The following is a 16,500-nucleotide window of genomic DNA, read 5'->3' on the forward strand; positions in this document are numbered from 1 at the left end:
AGTCCTGCGCTACGCCAACACTTTAAGAAAATTTCCCCACATATGGATACACATTCCCCGGCGCCGAAAAAGGCCGCCGCACCTGCTCTTCCGCTCAGCGACGCCGTCCAGGAAGCCCTTGCCATCACCAAGCGTGGCGTCGACGAACTGCTGATCGAAAGCGAATTCGCCCAGAAGCTGGCGCATTACGAACAGAGCGGTGTGCCGCTGCGCATCAAGCTGGGCCTGGACCCGACCGCGCCGGACCTGCACCTGGGCCATACCGTGGTGCTGAACAAGATGCGCCAGCTGCAGAACCTGGGCCACCAGGTGATCTTCCTGATCGGCGACTTCACGTCGATGATCGGCGACCCGTCCGGCCGCAACGCCACCCGTCCGCCGCTGACGCGCGAGCAGATCGAGCAGAACGCGCAGACCTACTTCAAGCAGGCCTCGCTGGTGCTCGATCCGGACAAGACGGAAATCCGCTACAACTCCGAATGGTGCGACCAGCTGGGCGCGCGCGGAATGATCCAGCTCGCTTCCCGCTACACGGTGGCGCGCATGATGGAACGCGACGACTTCTCCAAGCGCTTCAAGAATGGGACACCGATCTCGGTCCATGAGTTCCTGTATCCGCTGATGCAGGGCTACGACTCCGTCGCGCTGAAGGCCGACCTGGAACTTGGGGGTACCGACCAGAAATTCAACCTGCTGGTCGGCCGCGAGCTGCAGAAGGACTGGGACCAGGAGCCGCAATGCATCCTGACGATGCCGCTGCTGGAAGGCCTGGACGGTGTTGAAAAAATGTCCAAGTCGAAGAACAACTACATCGGCATCACGGAACCGGCCAACACGATGTTTGCCAAGGTGATGAGCATCTCGGACACGATGATGTGGCGCTACTACGAGCTGCTGTCGTGGCGCTCGCTCGACGAAGTGGCTGCACTGAAGCAGGCGATTGCCGGCGGCGCCAACCCGCGCGACGCCAAGGTCGCGATCGCCCAGGAAATCGTGGCGCGCTTCCACTCGCAGCAGGCGGCCGAGGATGCGCTGGCCGACTTCGTCAACCGCTCGAAGGGCGGCATTCCAGACGATATTGCCGAATTGTCCGTGACGGGCGCGCCGCTGGGCCTGGCCCAGCTGCTCAAGCAGACCGGCCTGTGTGCGTCGACGTCGGAAGCGATGCGCATGATCGACCAGGGCGGCGTGCGCATCGACGGCACCGTCATCAGCGACAAGGCACTCAAGGTCGAAGCGGGCACGTTCGTGCTGCAAGTGGGCAAGCGCAAGTTCGCGCGCGTCACACTGGCATGATCGGGCTGCTGCAACGGGTGACGAGCGCACAGGTGGTTGTCGACGGCGCGCTTGTCGGCGCCATCGACGGCGGCCTGATGGTGCTGGTGTGCGCCGAGCGGGGCGACAGCGAGCGGGAAGCCGATGCGCTGCTGACCAAGCTGCTGTCCTACCGCGTGTTTTCGGACGAGGCGGGCAAGATGAACCGCAGCGTCACCGACGTGGCGGGTGGCCTGCTGCTGGTGCCCCAGTTCACGCTGGCGGCGGACACGAAATCGGGCACGCGGCCCTCGTTTACGCCGGCCGCGCCGCCGGACGAGGGCAAACGCCTGTTCGACCATTTCGTCACGCAGGCGCGGGCCCGCCATGCCAACGTGGCAACGGGCCAGTTCGGGGCGGACATGAAGGTGTCACTCACCAATGACGGCCCCGTCACATTCTGGCTGCAAGTGGAACCAAAGCAGGTATCATGAAGAAAGAAAGCCGCGCGTCACGGTGACGCACAGCGGCAGCGGAGAGCTTACGCATGAAAATCTGGAGTCATTCCTTCAAGGACGGCGCCCCGATCCCCGGCGACAACGCGTTTGCCGTCCCGGACCCGGCCAGCCACGTCCGCCTGGCCGGCAACCGCAATCCGCACCTGGCGTGGGACGACATCCCGCCGGGCACGGCGTCGCTGGTGCTGCTGTGCATCGACGGCGACGCGCCCACGGTGGGCACGGACGTCAACAAGGAAGGACGCACGCTGCCGGTCGACCTGCCGCGCGGCGATTTCTATCACTGGGCGCTGGTGGACATTCCCCCTTCCGTCACGACGCTGCCCGAAGGCGTGCACGCGGATGGCGTGACCGCGCACGGCAAGCCGGGCCCGGCCATTGCAGGCAGCCCGATGCGCCATGGCCTGAACGACTACACCAGCTGGTTTGCCGAAGACCCCGAGATGGCCGGCGACTACTTCGGCTACGACGGCCCGTGTCCGCCATGGAACGACGAGCGGGTGCATCACTACATCTTCCGCCTGTACGCGCTGGACATCGCCAAGCTGCCCGTCAGCGGCCGTTTCACCGCGCAGGACGTGCTGGCGGCCATGCACGGCCACATTGTCGACGAGGCGCAACTGATCGGCACCTATACGCTCAGGGCCGCATGACGACGACGCTGTTGCTGATCCGTCATGGCGAGACGGCCTGGAACGCCGTACGCCGCCTGCAGGGCCACCTGGACATCGAACTGAACGACGCCGGCCGGCGCCAGGCCGCCGCGCTCGCGCATGCGCTTGCGGAAGCGCCGCTGGACGCGATCGTCTCCAGCGACCTGCAGCGCGCCATGCAGACGGCAGGGGCCGTCGCGCGCCTGCACGACGTGCCGCTGCATACCGACCCGGCGCTGCGTGAGCGCGGTTATGGCGTGTTCGAGGGCTTGCTGTACAGCGAGATCGAAGCGCGTTATCCGCACGATTTCCACGCCTGGCAGCAGCGCCACGTGGACGCGAAGATGCCGCATGGCGAACGCCATGCCGAAAGTTTTCGTGAATTCTACACACGCAGCGTCGGCGCCATCGGGCGCTGGGCCGAGCGCTACGCCGGCCGCACGCTGGCGCTGGTCGCGCACGGTGGCGTGCTGGAATGCGCCTATCGCGCGGCCACCGGCATGACGCTGGAGAGCCCGCGCGATTTCCAGGTGCGTAATGCCAGCATCAACCGGTTCACGTATGCCGATGGCAAGCTCGCGCTGACGCAGTGGGGCGATGTCGAGCACCTGGCGTTGAGCCTGGACGACATCGTGTAAACCCATGGTGTCAGGCACCGATCTGCGGGTCGAAGACCCGCAGATCGGTGCCTGACAACGGCGTTATCGCGCGCTGTCGAACGGCCGTCCTAAAAATTTCCAGGCATAACTCCTTGTTTCATAACCGGAAAGCTGCACACTTGCCCTTTTAATACAAAATAGTGCTTATTAATTGAGCAGTGCATGGGTTAGAATTGCAGGTTCCTCCGCTGCGGTCGCGGTGCCAACCACGGATTCCCCAAGTGCAAATCGGTCCACATCTCCTGCGCAATAATGTTTTCGTCGCCCCCATGGCCGGCGTGACGGATCGTCCGTTCCGCCAGCTGTGCAAGGAGCTGGGCGCCGGCTATGCCGTGTCGGAAATGGCGGCGGCGAACCCGCGCGTGTGGGCGTCCGAAAAGAGCTCGCGCCGCACCGATCACGCGGGCGAGATGGAGCCGAAAGCCGTGCAGATCGCCGGTTCCGACCCGCAAGAGCTCGCCGATTGCGCCAAGTTCAATGTCGACAAGGGCGCCCAGATCATCGACATCAATATGGGCTGCCCGGTGAAAAAGGTCTGCAACAACTGGTGCGGCTCCGCGCTGCTGCAGTTCGAAGACCTGGTCGAGCGCATCCTGCACGCGGTGGTGGGCGCGGTCGACGTGCCCGTTACGTTGAAATTTCGCACCGGTTGGAACCGCGAGAACAAGAACGCGCTGCGCATCGCCCGCATCGCCGAGCAGGCCGGCATCCAGATGCTGACCCTGCACGGCCGCACCCGGGCCGATGGCTACACGGGCGATGCGGAATACGACACGATCGCGGCCGTGAAAGCGTCCGTGCAGATTCCCGTGGTGGCCAACGGCGACATCACGACGCCGGAAAAGGCCCGCTTCGTGCTCGATAAAACCGGCGCGGACGCGGTGATGATCGGCCGTGCCGCGCAAGGGCGGCCGTGGATCTTCCGCGAGATCGACCATTTCCTGCGCACGGGCGAGCACCTGCCGGCACCGCTGGTGGCCGAGGTGCGCCAGCTGATGGACGAGCACCTGCGCGCCCACTACGCGTTCTACGGCGAGTACCTGGGCGTGCGCACGGCGCGCAAGCACATCGGCTGGTACGTGCGCGACCTGCCGGGCGGGGAAGAATTCCGCCAGCAGATGAACCGCCTCGAATCCACCGCCGAGCAATTGCGCGCCGTGGACGGCTTCTTCGAATCGCAATGGAAGTATGGCGAGCGGTTACAATACCGCCTCGCCGAAGAAATGCTGGCGGCCTGACCCGGCGCCAGACCGGCAAACATTTAGCAGAACACAAGAATATGAGCAAAGAAAGTATCCAGGAAGTCGTCCAGAAAAGCCTCGAAGAGTATTTCAACGACCTGGGCGAGCAACAGGCATCGAATATCTACGACATGGTCGTCATGACCGTCGAGAAGCCGATCCTGCAAGTGGTGATGACGCGCGCCGACGGCAATCAGTCGCACGCCGCGCAGATGCTCGGTATCAATCGCAACACGCTGCGCAAGAAACTGCAGGAACACGGCCTGCTGTAACGCTCGATCCGGCCCCGGCAAGTGGCTGTGACCGGCCACTGGGCCGGTGAGTCTGTCTACCGGAACGGTTGCCCACGCAACGTTCCCTCCACCAGAATTCATTCACAACCTTGACCATAGCCATGATCAAACAAGCTCTCATTTCCGTTTCCGACAAGACCGGCGTGCTGGACTTCGCCCGCGCCTTGGCGGCGATGGGTGTCAACATCCTGTCCACGGGCGGTACCGCCAAGCTGCTGCTGGAAAACGGCGTGGCCGTGACCGAAGTGGCGGATTACACGGGCTTCCCGGAAATGCTGGACGGCCGCGTGAAGACGCTGCACCCGAAGGTCCACGGCGGCATCCTGGCGCGCCGCGACTTCCCGGAACACATGGCCAAGCTGGATGAACATGGCATTCCGACGATCGACCTGGTCGTCGTCAACCTGTACCCGTTCCAGGCCACCGTCGCGAAAGACGAGTGCACCCTGGACGACGCCATCGAGAACATCGACATCGGCGGCCCGGCCATGCTGCGCTCGGCGGCCAAGAATCACAAGGACGTGATCGTCATCTGCGACCCGTCCGACTACGGCGTGGTGCTGGCGGAAATGAAGACGACCGACAATTCGCCCGGCTACGTCAGCTACGAAACACGCTTCAATCTGGCCAAAAAGGTGTATGCGCACACGGCCGCGTACGACGGCGCCATCACGAACTACCTGTCCAGCCTGGGTCCGGACCGCCAGCACGCGACCCGCGGCGCCTACCCGCAGACGCTGAACGTGCACTTTGAAAAAGTGCAGGACATGCGCTACGGCGAAAACCCGCACCAGAGCGCCGCGTTCTACCGCGACGCCAGCGCCGTCGAAGGCGCGCTGGCCAACTACCGCCAGCTGCAGGGCAAGGAACTGTCGTACAACAATATCGCCGACGCCGATGCCGCGTGGGAATGCGTGAAGAGCCTGGGCGGCATGGACCAGCCGGCCGCCTGCGTCATCGTCAAGCACGCCAATCCTTGCGGCGTGGCGCTGGGCGGCTCCGCCGTCGAAGCCTACAGCCGCGCGCTGCAGACCGACCCGACCTCCGCGTTCGGCGGCATCATCGCCTTCAACGTGGCGGTCGATGGCGCCGCGGCGAGCGAACTGGTCAAGCTGTTCGTCGAAGTCCTGATCGCGCCATCGTTCACCGATGAAGCCAAGCAGATCATGGCGGCCAAACAGAACGTGCGCCTGCTGGAAATTCCGCTGGGCACGGGCGTCAACCCGATGGACTTCAAGCGCGTGGGTGGCGGCCTCTTGGTACAGTCGGCGGACGCGAAAAACGTGCTGTTGGCCGACACCCGTGTGGTGACGAAAAAGCAGCCGACGCCGCAACAGCTGGCCGACCTGATGTTCGCCTGGAAGGTGGCCAAGTTCGTCAAGTCGAACGCGATCGTCTTCTGCGGCAATAACATGACCCTGGGCGTGGGCGCCGGCCAGATGAGCCGCATCGACTCCGCCCGCATCGCCTCGATCAAGGCACAGAACGCCGGCCTGACGCTGGCGGGCTCCGTCGTGGCGTCGGACGCCTTCTTCCCGTTCCGCGACGGCCTGGACGTGGTAGTGGACGCCGGCGCCACCTGCGTGATCCAGCCGGGCGGCTCGATGCGCGACCAGGAAGTGATCGACGCCGCCGACGAGCGCGGCGTTGTCATGCTGTACACGGGCACCCGCCACTTCCGCCACTGATCCGTCACCAACGGCTCAGTCCGTGTCCCACCGCGGTGTCAGTCACCAAAGTGGGACACGTCCTCGACACTAGCGCCTGCAACGGTCCTTCCCTTGCAGGCGCTTTCTTTACTGCATACAATCAGCCAATGATTATTCTCGGCATCGACCCCGGCCTGCGTACCACCGGCTTTGGCGTGATTCACAAGCAGGGTACGAAGCTGCGCTACATCGCCTCCGGCACGATCAAGAGCGGCGAGGGCGACCTGCCGACGCGCCTGAAGGTCATCCTGGACGGGGTCGCGCAACTGACCGCGACGTACCAGCCGGACTGTGCCGCCATCGAAAAAGTCTTCGTCAACGTCAATCCGCAATCGACCCTGCTGCTGGGGCAGGCGCGCGGCGCCGCCATTTGCGGCCTAGTCAGCGCGTCGCTGACAGTGGCGGAGTATTCGCCCACGCAGATCAAGCAGGCCGTCACGGGCACCGGCAAGGCGGCCAAGCCGCAGGTGCAGGACATGGTCGCGCGGCTGCTGGCGCTGCCGGGCCTGCCCGGATCGGACGCGGCCGACGCGCTCGGCGTCGCCATTTGCCACGCCAACACCTACGACACCCTGGCGGCCATCGCCACCATCGACGTGGCGGCGCGCGGCACGGCAGGCCTGTCCATGAAGCGCGGCCGCCTGGTCGGCTAAACTAGCCGTCATTCACCTATAAACGGAATTACCCATGATCGGACGTCTCTCCGGCATCCTGCTTGAAAAAAATCCGCCGCAACTGCTGGTCGACGTCCAAGGCGTCGGCTACGAAGTCGACGTGCCGATGAGCACCTTCTACAACCTGCCACACACGGGCGAGCGCGTCATGCTGTACACGCATCTGACCATCCGCGAGGACGCGCACCTGCTGTTCGGCTTCGGCCATGCCGAGGAACGCGCGGTGTTCCGCCAGCTGATCAAGATCAGCGGCATCGGCGCACGCACGGCGCTGGCGATCCTGTCCGGCATGTCGATCGCCGATCTGTCGCAGGCCGTCACGCGCCAGGAAGCGGGGCGCCTCGTGAAAGTGCCTGGCATCGGCAAGAAGACGGCAGAGCGCCTGCTGCTGGAGCTGAAGGGCAAGCTGGGGCCGGACCTGGGCGCGGTCGGCGGCGTCGCGGCCGTGCCGGACGCGCAGACGGACATCCTCAACGCCCTGCTCGCGCTGGGCTACTCCGACAAGGAAGCGCTGCTGGCGCTGAAGACGGTGCCCGCCGGTGCCTCCGTTTCGGACGGCATCAAGCAGGCGCTCAAAGCGCTGTCGAAGGGCTAAGCCATGAGTATCCAGACCGACGATTTCACACCCCAGCGCATCATCGACGCGGCCCCGTCCTCGCCCAACGAGGAAGCGATCGAACGCGCACTGCGCCCCAAGCTGCTGGACGAATACGTCGGGCAGGAGAAGATCCGCAGCCAGCTGGAGATCTTCATCACGGCCGCGCGCGGGCGCAGCGAAGCGCTCGACCACACCTTGCTGTTCGGCCCACCGGGCCTGGGCAAGACGACGCTGGCCAACATCATCGCGCGCGAGATGGGCGTGAACCTGCGCCAGACCTCCGGCCCCGTGCTGGAACGCCCGGGCGACCTGGCCGCGCTGCTGACGAACCTGGAAGCGAACGACGTGCTGTTCATCGACGAGATCCACCGCCTCTCGCCCGTGGTCGAGGAGATCCTGTATCCGGCACTGGAGGACTACCAGATCGACATCATGATCGGCGAGGGCCCGGCCGCGCGCTCGGTGAAGCTGGACCTGCAGCCGTTCACGCTGGTGGGCGCCACCACGCGCGCCGGCATGCTGACCAATCCGCTGCGCGACCGCTTCGGCATCGTCGCCCGGCTGGAGTTCTATACGACGGAAGAACTGGCGAAGATCGTCACGCGCAGCGCCGCGCTGCTGAAGGCCCACATCGACGACGAGGGCGCGCACGAGATCGCGCGCCGCGCCCGTGGCACGCCCCGTATCGCCAACCGCCTGCTGCGCCGCGTGCGCGACTACGCGGAGGTGAAGAGCAACGGCGACATCACGAAGGACATCGCGGACGCGGCGCTGGTGATGCTGGACGTGGACAAGGTCGGCTTCGACGTGATGGACCGCAAGCTGCTGGAAGCGGTGCTGTACAAGTTCAACGGCGGCCCGGTCGGCATCGGCAACCTGGCCGCCGCCATCGGCGAGGCGGCGGACACGATCGAGGACGTGCTGGAACCCTACCTGATCCAGCAAGGCTACCTGCAGCGCACCCCGCGCGGCCGGGTAGCCACGCCGGCCGCCTTCCAGCACTTCGGCCTGCAGCCGCCGCGCGCGTCGCTGACCGGGGACCTGTGGTAATGCAGATCTGGGTCGACGCCGATGCCTGCCCCGGCGTCATCAAGGAGATCCTGTACCTGTCTCTTATACACATCTAGATGCGTGGCCGAGCGCGTGCAGATGAACGTGACCCTGGTGGCGAACCAGCTGCTGCGCGTGCCGCCATCGAAATACGTGCGTGCACTGCAGGTGCCGCACGGCTTCGACGTGGCCGACAACGAGATCGTGCGCCTGTGCGAGCCGGGCGACCTGGTGGTCACGGGCGATATCCCGCTGGCCTCCGACGTGCTGGCCAAGGGCGGCCACGCGCTCAACCCGCGCGGCGAATTCTATACGCCGGACACGATCAAGCAGCAGCTGACGATGCGCGCCTTCATGGAAGACCTGCGCAGCAGTGGCGTCGATACCGGCGGCCCGTCCGCCTTCAGCCAGGCCGACCGGCAGCGCTTCGCCAACGCGCTCGACGGCCACCTGCGCAAGGCGCGACCATCGCCTCGATAGCGCGACTTGCGGTATCCTTGCGCGCATGCTGATCAAAACTTCATTTGCCGCGCTGGCGCTGGCGCTCGCCACGCTCGCCCAAGCCGCCGTTCCCGTCTACGGCTACACCGTCAAGCAGACGTACCCGCACGACCCGCAGGCCTTCACGGAAGGGCTGTTCTACCAGGACGGCGTGATGTACGAGAGCACGGGCCTGAACGGCCGCTCGTCGATCCGCAAGGTCGAGCTGGAAACGGGCAAGGTAGTGCTGTCGCGCGAGATCCCGTCGATGTACTTCGGCGAAGGCATCGCGCCGTTCGGCAAACGCCTGATCAGCCTCACGTGGCAGAACCAGGTGGGTTTCATCTTCGACCTGGAAACCCTGCAGCCGCAAAGCCGCTTCGGCTACGAAGGCGAGGGTTGGGCGCTGACCAGCGACGGCGAGCGCCTGTACATGAGCGACGGCACGGCCTACATCCGCGTGCTCGACCCGGAAACGCTGAAGGTGACGCGTCGCATCCGCGTCACGGCCGACGGGGCGCCGGTCACGCAGATCAACGAGCTGGAATGGGTGGAAGGGCAGATTTACGCGAACATCTGGCAGACCGACCGCATCGCCCGCATCGATCCGTTTTCCGGCCGGGTGCTCGGGTGGATCGATTTGACGGGGCTGGACAAGCTGTCCGGCGTGGCGCCTGGCACGGACAACGTCTTGAACGGTATCGCCTACGACAAGGCAAAAAAGCGCTTGTTCGTGACCGGGAAGATGTGGCCCAAGCTGTTCCACATCGAGTTGAAGCAGCCGGCGGGACGCTGAGGGCGTCCCGCGCGGCCGGGGCGCTGGTCAGGCGCGCTTGCGGCGCCAGGCTACCAGGCCGAGGCCGGCGAGCAGCATGGCGTAGGTGCCGGGTTCCGGGACGGCGGCGATGGCGGTGATGTCGCCGCTGATGTCCCAACGGAAGTTATGGTAGCCGTCGGCGTCAAGCGTGTAGCCTTCGTAGCTGTAGGTGAACGAACCGGCACGGAAGTTGGTCAATTCGGAGCCTGGCAGTTGGTAGCCGTTCAGTACCGTGCCACTCGCGTCTTCCAACCTCACCGCGATCATTTCCCGGACGCTGAAGTTGTTCCTGAAGAAGTAGGCATACGAGGAGAAGCCGTCCCCCATCGATGGGTAGAGATCGTTGTCGTGGGTCCAGATGACGCCGCCTTCCGCCTCGCCACCACGGACAATGGCGCCATTGCCGAGGTTGATGAACGAGCTGAGTGGCCGACGGAAATTGGCTCCGCCCCAGTCCGCAAGATGGGCCTCTTCGCTGGTGTCATAGGTGACAGTGGCTGTCACCGCGTCACCGATCGTGGCAGTGCCGAATGGCAGCGTGATGGACGAAAGTTCGACGTCCGGAACGACATCGGCCTTGGACACGATCTGCTTGACGGTCGATGTGAACTGGAACGTCCGCTCAACTGCTTGCGCGGTACCGGTGAATGCCAGCACGCTGGCTGCTGCGCAAAGGACTGATTTCATGTGTAGCACTCGTGAAGATAAAGGATGCTATTAGAACATCGGCATTTCAAATTTGCAACTAAATTGCAAATTTAACCCTCTGCACGGTGCAGTACGCACTCAGCATTTCATGTTTGCAATCAATGACGGGGTTAATCATAAAACCACTGAAATTATTACAGGGAAACAATGAGCGATACCACCGTGCCTATACTGAAGGGACTGCGCTTCCCGAAAACCATCGACCTGTCCAAAGGCCCTGCCGCTTTCACTGTGGCGGTCGATACTGAAGACGCCAGCGCGATCAGTGAGGTCACGTTCACCCTCGATCGGCCCGTGATCCATCTGCAGTTCGGCGAGGGATACCCAGGGCGTTCGATCAGCATCGACGGCTACTATAACAATGGGGACACCTTCACGGATGGCACGCCCTACATTGCCGCCAACACGATCACGCTAGGGACCAACACGTCCGCCGGCACCTATACATTCAGCGCCGTGAATGTGTGGGATGTCGCGGGAAACCTGTGTACTTATTACACAAGTGACCTGCATAACCTTGGCATTGGCCAGACGTTCACGGTCACGGGAACGAAGGCCGATCAGACCGGGGGCATATTGACTGGGCTGTCGATGCAGCCTACGGTGGACCTGTCCAAGGACCTGCGATGTTCCATGCCAGCGCTGGCGCCGTTGATAATGCCGGTGGCAACGGTATCGCCTATGTGATGGTAGAACTGGACAAGGAGATCGTGTACGACTGGGGTGCCTCTCCCTACCTGTTCATCGGCCGGGACACCTACGGGCTGGATACTTTCGCGGACCGCTCGCCCGAATCTGGCGATTACTCGAGGGTGGTGTCGAGCCTGACGGCAGCAGGGACCTATGAAGTGCGATCGGCGCAGGTGATCGATTTGAGCGGTAATACCACGGCCTATAGCCGCGACCAGCTCGCTGCACTCGGTTTCGACACCGGCTTCAAGATAACAGGAAGCCAGGGCGACACCATCAAGCCGGTACTCAAGGGCCTTCAAGTGCCGACCTACCTGGACCTGAGCAAGGGCACCCAGCCGTACGCGTTCACCGCCCAGGCGGGCGACGAAGGCGGCGCAGGCGTCCGTCAAGTGTGGGTGTACCTCGACCGGTCTTTCGTGACGCCGGATCGTGCCAAACAAGGAATTCTCTTCCTTAACAGCACGCCGGAGGAGGATGACTTCGATGACGCAACCCCAGGTTCCGCCGTTCAATTCGAGCAGATCATGCCGACTACTCCCCATGGCGCCTACAACATCAGTACGGTATGGGTGGAAGACGGCGCGGGGAACCGGGCCACCTATGACGTCGACCAGTTGCGCGACATGGGCATCGCGACACGCTTCCAGGCGGGCGACGGCACCACGCTGAAACCGCCCACCGCCGTGGCAACGATGCGGCTGGATGGCGACAACGTTATCGTCACGATGTCCGCGCAGGCATGGAAGAGCGCCGACGGCCAGGCGAATATTTCGCTGACGTATGATCCGGCCAGGATGCACTACCTTGGCGCAACAGCGCCAGGTGCGGGCATCCTAGGTGGTGAGGCGAACAGCAGCACTGATGCCGGGTATGTCAGCACTTGGATTTACGGCCACACGACCGATTCGCCTGAGGTCGTGTCGATGACGTTCAAGCTGCTCGACACACGCAGCAATGTCTCGTTCAATCTCGACGGGTTTTCGATCGGGACACAGAAGCAGACGTTCCGTGGCGGTGAGCTGCTGAAGTTCCAGCACGGCGGTGCCGGCGACGACCTGCTGCGTGGCGGGCTGGGCAACGATGCGACCGATGGCGGCGCCGGCTACGACACCGTGCGCTATGCCATGTCGAGCAGCGGCATCGAGATCACTCGCAGTGCCAACGGCTTTACGGTCACGGACGGCAAGGGGGTCTACGACGATTTGCTCAACGTCGAGGTCATTGCCTTTACCGACCGCGCCATCGCGTATGACCCGGAAGGGACGGCGGGCGACATCTTCCGGCTGTACCAGGCGGCTTTCGACCGCACCCCTGACAAACCCGGTTTGGGATACTGGATCGACAAGGCGGAACATGGCGCTTCGCTGCGCAGCATCGCGGCGGGATTCATGCAAAGCGCCGAGTTTAAGAACATGTACGGCACGGGCGGGCCGGACAGCGTGTTCCTGGAAAAGCTGTACCAGCACGCGCTGCACCGTGCACCCGATGAGGAAGGCATGCTGTATTGGCAGCACCAGTTGCATCGTGGCGCCACGCGGGTGGACTTGCTGCTGTCGTTTGCCGACAGCCCGGAAAATCACGCGCAGGTGATCGGCTCCATTCGCGACGGCATCGACTACGTGCCCATTGCCTGAGCCGGGGCCCGATGCCGCGCGCGGCATCGGGCCTGGTGATGATGCTCGGCCGAGAACAAGGCAGCTTACTGCTGCCGCACCCAGGTCTGCGACCGCCCGAACATCGGCACCCCGACATATCCGCGCACGTCCAGCTTCTTGCCATCGTCGACGAGCTTCATCTTGCTCTTGTAGACTTTACCGTCCTCCGGATCGAGGATGGTGCCGCCCTTGTACTCGTCGCCATCCTTCTTCATGCCATTGATGATGGCCAGGCCGACCATCGGCTTGCCCTTGTCGGCGCCTTCGCACTTGTCGCAGACGGGATTCTGGTCCTGGTCAGGCGCGCGGAACAGCTTTTCGATGCGGCCCTGCAGCACGCCATTGGCTTCGCTGATGCGGATTTCCGCCTTCGGCTTGCCGGTTTTGTCGTCGATGTTCTTCCACAGGCCGACAGGGCTCGAGTTGTCGGCAACGGCGGGCAGGGTGGCGGCGCCGAATGCGGCGCCGATGAGGGCGGCAAAAATGAATGGACGCATGGGTATCTCCTTTTATAGTTGGAGAATCCAGTGTAGCGCACGGTCGTGCTGAAAAATTCGTGGACACGCTCTAATGAAAAAACGCCGGCCCAGGTCAACCCGGGCCGGCGTTTTCGCAACGAATGCGGGACAGCTTACGCCACCGGCAGCTTCGCAAACTGCTCGCGCAGCTTGTCCAGCGTCGCGGTGAACGTGGCGACGCGCTCCTTCTCCTGCGCCACCACCGCCGCCGGCGCACGCGCGACAAAGCTCTCGGACGACAGCTTGCCCGATGCCTTGGCGATCTCGCCTTCCAGGCGCGCGATCTCCTTCGACAGGCGCTCGCGTTCGGCCTTGACGTCGATCTCCACCTTCAGCATCAGCTTCGTGGTGCCGACGACCGACACGGCGGCCGGCGATTCCGGCAGCGCGTCGACGATCTGTACTTCCGACAGCTTGCCCAGCAGCTGGACGTACGGCGCGAAGGCGGCGATCTTGTCCTTGTCGAGCCCCGCGGCTTCGACGATCAGCGGCACGCGCACCGATGGCGACAGCTTCATCTCGCCACGCAGGTTGCGCGTTGCATCGGTCAGGCCTTTCAGCTCGGCGATCCAGGCTTCGGCTTGCGGATCGATGGCCGCTTCGTTCGGCAGCGGGTAGGGCTGCGTCATGATCGACTTGCCTTCGGCGTCCTTGCCAGCCAATGGGGCAACGGTCTGCCACAGCTGCTCGGTGACGAACGGGATGATCGGGTGCGCCAGGCGCAGCACCACTTCCAGCACGCGCAAGAGCGTGTTGCGGGTGGCGCGCTGCTGGCCTTCCGTACCCTGCTGGACCTGCACCTTGGCCAGTTCCAGGTACCAGTCGCAGTACTCGTCCCAGACGAACTTGTAGATCGCGGCGGCGATATTGTCGAAGCGGTAGTCGGCAAAACCCTTTGCCACTTCCTGCTCGGTGCGATTCAACAGCGAGACGATCCACTTGTCGGCCGGCGACAGGTCGGCATCGCTGGCGCTGCAGTCCTTGCCTTCCGTGTTCATCAGCACAAAACGCGTAGCGTTCCACAGCTTGTTGCAGAAGTTGCGGTAGCCTTCGGCGCGGCCCAGGTCGAAGTTGATGTTGCGGCCCAGCGATGCGTAGCTGGCCATCGTGAAACGCACCGCGTCCGTGCCGTAGGCCGCGATCCCTTCCGGGAACTCCTTGCGCGTGGCCTTCTCGATCTTCTCGGCCGCCCTCGGGTTCATCAGGCCGGTGGTGCGTTTTTCCACCAGCGCGTCGATGCCGATACCGTCGATCAGGTCGATCGGGTCGAGCGTGTTGCCCTTCGACTTGGACATCTTCTGGCCCTGCGAGTCGCGTACCAGGCCGTGCACGTACACGGTCTCGAACGGCACCTTGCCGGTAAAGTGCGCCGTCATCATGACCATCCGGGCGACCCAGAAGAAGATGATGTCGAAGCCCGTCACCAGCACGGACGACGGCAGGAATGCCTTCAGGTCCGGCGTTTCATCCGGCCAGCCCAGGGTGGAGAAGGGCACCAGCGCGGACGAGAACCAGGTGTCCAGCACGTCGTTGTCGCGCGTCAGCGCGCCGGTGCTGCCGGCGGCCTGCTGCTTGGCCAGCGCTTCCTCTTCCGTGCGCGCGACGAAGATATTGCCCTGCTCGTCGTACCACGCCGGGATCTGGTGGCCCCACCACAGCTGGCGCGAGATGCACCAGTCCTGGATGTTGTTCAGCCACTGGTTGTACGTGGTGGTCCAGTTCTCTGGCACGAACTTGATCTCGCCCGACGACACTTTTTCCAGCGCCACTTCGGCGATCGACTTGCCCGGGTTGAACGTGCCTTCCGGCGCCGGCTTGCTCATGGCGACGAACCACTGATCCGTCAGCATCGGTTCGATGACGACGCCGGTACGGTCGCCGCGCGGCACCATCAGCTTGTGCGGCTTTACTTGTTCCAGCAGGCCTTGCGCTTCCAGGTCGGCCACGATCTGCTTGCGCGCGGCGAAGCGGTCCATGCCGCGGTAGGCTGCCGGTGCCTCGTCGCTGATCTTCGCGTCCAGGGTCAGGATCGACGGCATGTCCAGCTTGTGGCGCTGGCCGACGGCGTAGTCGTTGAAGTCGTGCGCCGGCGTGATCTTCACGCAGCCGGTGCCGAACGCCTTGTCGACGTAGGAGTCGGCGATGATCGGGATTTCGCGGCCGACCAGCGGCAGGGTCAGCATCTTGCCAACCAGCGCTTCATAACGCTCGTCGGTCGGATCGACGGCCACGGCCACGTCGCCCAGCATCGTTTCGGGACGGGTCGTCGCCACGGTCAGCGTGCCGCTGCCGTCGGCCAGCGGGTACTTGATGTACCACATCGAGCCGTCTTCTTCTTCCGACACCACTTCCAGGTCGGAGACGGCGGTGCCCAGCACGGGGTCCCAGTTGACCAGGCGCTTGCCGCGGTAGATCAGGCCCTGCTCGTACAGGCGCACGAACACTTCGGCCACCGTCTTCGAACGCGGTGCATCCATCGTGAAATATTCGCGGTCCCAGTCGGCCGAGGCGCCCAGGCGACGCATCTGGCCCGTGATCGTGGAGCCGGATTTTTCCTTCCACTCCCACACCTTCTCGACGAACTTCTCGCGGCCCAGGTCGTGGCGCGAGATCTTCTGCGCGTCCAGTTGGCGCTCGACGACGATCTGCGTGGCGATGCCGGCGTGGTCGGTGCCCGGGATCCAGGCGGTGTTGTGACCCAGCATGCGGTGATAGCGCGTCAGGCCATCCATGATGGTCTGGTTGAAGGCGTGGCCCATGTGCAGCGTGCCCGTGACGTTCGGCGGCGGCAGCTGGATGCTGAAGGCAGGCTTGGAGAGGTCCATCGAAGCGGCGAAGTACCCGCGCTTCTCCCACTCGCCGCGCCAGAACTGTTCAATGTCGGCAGGCTCGAAAGACTTGGCTAATTCCATGATCTGGGAAAGGTAATTTGGCGAAAACGACCATTATAAGGGAGCGGGGGCCGTCGTGGCCCGGCCGT

Annotated in this window: 16 protein-coding genes and 1 pseudogene; 14 read left to right on the forward strand and 3 right to left on the reverse strand. The window is 63.8% G+C overall.

Annotation, left to right across the window (positions count from 1 at the left end):
• Window positions 1-42 precede the first annotated feature (42 nt).
• From tyrS to E7V67_003500, 12 genes and pseudogenes are all read left to right on the forward strand, one after another.
• Entirely contained in the window at window positions 43-1,296 is a 1,254-nt protein-coding gene (tyrS, locus tag E7V67_003445; GenBank protein WUR14170.1) for a tyrosine--tRNA ligase, read from the forward strand.
• Window positions 1,293-1,748 carry a D-aminoacyl-tRNA deacylase gene (gene dtd / locus E7V67_003450; GenBank protein ID WUR14171.1) on the forward strand — a complete coding sequence of 152 codons (456 nt, stop codon included), beginning with the start codon at window positions 1,293-1,295 and terminating at the stop codon, window positions 1,746-1,748. The genes tyrS and dtd overlap by 4 nt, the downstream gene beginning before the upstream one ends.
• Before the next feature lie 53 nt (window positions 1,749-1,801).
• Window positions 1,802-2,425 carry a YbhB/YbcL family Raf kinase inhibitor-like protein gene (locus tag E7V67_003455; GenBank protein WUR14172.1) on the forward strand — a complete coding sequence of 208 codons (624 nt, stop codon included), beginning with the start codon at window positions 1,802-1,804 and terminating at the stop codon, window positions 2,423-2,425.
• On the forward strand, window positions 2,422-3,063 hold the full coding sequence (locus E7V67_003460; protein WUR14173.1) for a histidine phosphatase family protein: 642 nt from the start codon (window positions 2,422-2,424) through the stop codon (window positions 3,061-3,063). The genes E7V67_003455 and E7V67_003460 overlap by 4 nt, the downstream gene beginning before the upstream one ends.
• 242 nt (window positions 3,064-3,305) lie before the next feature.
• Entirely contained in the window at window positions 3,306-4,322 is a 1,017-nt protein-coding gene (gene dusB, locus E7V67_003465; protein ID WUR14174.1) for a tRNA dihydrouridine synthase DusB, read from the forward strand.
• Window positions 4,323-4,363: 41 nt separating this feature from the next.
• Window positions 4,364-4,597, forward strand: coding sequence for a helix-turn-helix domain-containing protein (locus tag E7V67_003470; GenBank protein ID WUR14175.1), 234 nt, complete (start codon window positions 4,364-4,366; stop codon window positions 4,595-4,597).
• Window positions 4,598-4,719: 122 nt separating this feature from the next.
• On the forward strand, window positions 4,720-6,306 hold the full coding sequence (purH, locus tag E7V67_003475; protein WUR14176.1) for a bifunctional phosphoribosylaminoimidazolecarboxamide formyltransferase/IMP cyclohydrolase: 1,587 nt from the start codon (window positions 4,720-4,722) through the stop codon (window positions 6,304-6,306).
• Between the two features lie 128 nt (window positions 6,307-6,434).
• Window positions 6,435-6,980 (forward strand): crossover junction endodeoxyribonuclease RuvC, encoded by a 546-nt coding sequence (ruvC, locus tag E7V67_003480; GenBank protein ID WUR14177.1) that lies wholly within the window; start codon window positions 6,435-6,437, stop codon window positions 6,978-6,980.
• A 34-nt stretch (window positions 6,981-7,014) separates the two neighbouring features.
• Window positions 7,015-7,596 (forward strand): Holliday junction branch migration protein RuvA, encoded by a 582-nt coding sequence (gene ruvA, locus E7V67_003485; GenBank protein ID WUR14178.1) that lies wholly within the window; start codon window positions 7,015-7,017, stop codon window positions 7,594-7,596.
• A gap of 3 nt (window positions 7,597-7,599) precedes the next feature.
• Window positions 7,600-8,649 carry a Holliday junction branch migration DNA helicase RuvB gene (gene ruvB, locus E7V67_003490; protein WUR14179.1) on the forward strand — a complete coding sequence of 350 codons (1,050 nt, stop codon included), beginning with the start codon at window positions 7,600-7,602 and terminating at the stop codon, window positions 8,647-8,649.
• Window positions 8,649-9,129 (forward strand): annotated as a pseudogene (locus tag E7V67_003495) (YaiI/YqxD family protein). Before ruvB ends, E7V67_003495 begins: the two are co-directional and overlap by 1 nt.
• A gap of 25 nt (window positions 9,130-9,154) precedes the next feature.
• On the forward strand, window positions 9,155-9,925 hold the full coding sequence (locus tag E7V67_003500) for a glutaminyl-peptide cyclotransferase (protein WUR14180.1): 771 nt from the start codon (window positions 9,155-9,157) through the stop codon (window positions 9,923-9,925).
• Window positions 9,926-9,952: 27 nt separating this feature from the next.
• Here E7V67_003500 and E7V67_003505 read toward each other — a convergent pair whose 3' ends face one another.
• Complete coding sequence (locus E7V67_003505) at window positions 9,953-10,633, reverse strand: PEP-CTERM sorting domain-containing protein (protein WUR14181.1); 681 nt, start codon at window positions 10,631-10,633, stop codon at window positions 9,953-9,955.
• 168 nt (window positions 10,634-10,801) lie between these two features.
• Here E7V67_003505 and E7V67_003510 point away from each other — a divergent pair, with 168 nt between their 5' ends.
• Both E7V67_003510 and E7V67_003515 read left to right on the forward strand, forming a co-directional pair.
• On the forward strand, window positions 10,802-11,341 hold the full coding sequence (locus E7V67_003510) for a hypothetical protein (protein WUR14182.1): 540 nt from the start codon (window positions 10,802-10,804) through the stop codon (window positions 11,339-11,341).
• Window positions 11,281-12,981 (forward strand): DUF4214 domain-containing protein, encoded by a 1,701-nt coding sequence (locus E7V67_003515; GenBank protein WUR14183.1) that lies wholly within the window; start codon window positions 11,281-11,283, stop codon window positions 12,979-12,981. Before E7V67_003510 ends, E7V67_003515 begins: the two co-directional genes overlap by 61 nt.
• Before the next feature lie 65 nt (window positions 12,982-13,046).
• Here E7V67_003515 and E7V67_003520 read toward each other — a convergent pair whose 3' ends face one another.
• Together E7V67_003520 and E7V67_003525 are read right to left on the reverse strand one after the other, a co-directional pair.
• Window positions 13,047-13,499: a DUF2147 domain-containing protein gene (locus E7V67_003520; protein ID WUR14184.1), complete on the reverse strand. Its 453-nt coding sequence runs from the start codon at window positions 13,497-13,499 to the stop codon at window positions 13,047-13,049.
• A gap of 134 nt (window positions 13,500-13,633) precedes the next feature.
• Window positions 13,634-16,432: a valine--tRNA ligase gene (locus E7V67_003525; GenBank protein ID WUR14185.1), complete on the reverse strand. Its 2,799-nt coding sequence runs from the start codon at window positions 16,430-16,432 to the stop codon at window positions 13,634-13,636.
• Window positions 16,433-16,500 lie beyond the last annotated feature (68 nt).

This window comes from [Empedobacter] haloabium, from assembly GCA_008011715.2.
Lineage (GTDB): Bacteria > Pseudomonadota > Gammaproteobacteria > Burkholderiales > Burkholderiaceae_D > Rugamonas > Rugamonas haloabia.

Coding starts and splice junctions, on each gene's coding strand:
- tyrS (WUR14170.1), top strand. CDS start 43: ATGGATACACATTCCCCGGCGCCGAAAAAGGCCGCCGCACCTGCTCTT.
- dtd (WUR14171.1), top strand. CDS start 1,293: ATGATCGGGCTGCTGCAACGGGTGACGAGCGCACAGGTGGTTGTCGAC.
- E7V67_003455 (WUR14172.1), top strand. CDS start 1,802: ATGAAAATCTGGAGTCATTCCTTCAAGGACGGCGCCCCGATCCCCGGC.
- E7V67_003460 (WUR14173.1), top strand. CDS start 2,422: ATGACGACGACGCTGTTGCTGATCCGTCATGGCGAGACGGCCTGGAAC.
- E7V67_003470 (WUR14175.1), top strand. CDS start 4,364: ATGAGCAAAGAAAGTATCCAGGAAGTCGTCCAGAAAAGCCTCGAAGAG.
- purH (WUR14176.1), top strand. CDS start 4,720: ATGATCAAACAAGCTCTCATTTCCGTTTCCGACAAGACCGGCGTGCTG.
- ruvC (WUR14177.1), top strand. CDS start 6,435: ATGATTATTCTCGGCATCGACCCCGGCCTGCGTACCACCGGCTTTGGC.
- ruvA (WUR14178.1), top strand. CDS start 7,015: ATGATCGGACGTCTCTCCGGCATCCTGCTTGAAAAAAATCCGCCGCAA.
- ruvB (WUR14179.1), top strand. CDS start 7,600: ATGAGTATCCAGACCGACGATTTCACACCCCAGCGCATCATCGACGCG.
- E7V67_003500 (WUR14180.1), top strand. CDS start 9,155: ATGCTGATCAAAACTTCATTTGCCGCGCTGGCGCTGGCGCTCGCCACG.
- E7V67_003505 (WUR14181.1), bottom strand. CDS start 10,633: ATGAAATCAGTCCTTTGCGCAGCAGCCAGCGTGCTGGCATTCACCGGT.
- E7V67_003510 (WUR14182.1), top strand. CDS start 10,802: ATGAGCGATACCACCGTGCCTATACTGAAGGGACTGCGCTTCCCGAAA.
- E7V67_003515 (WUR14183.1), top strand. CDS start 11,281: ATGTTCCATGCCAGCGCTGGCGCCGTTGATAATGCCGGTGGCAACGGT.
- E7V67_003520 (WUR14184.1), bottom strand. CDS start 13,499: ATGCGTCCATTCATTTTTGCCGCCCTCATCGGCGCCGCATTCGGCGCC.
- E7V67_003525 (WUR14185.1), bottom strand. CDS start 16,432: ATGGAATTAGCCAAGTCTTTCGAGCCTGCCGACATTGAACAGTTCTGG.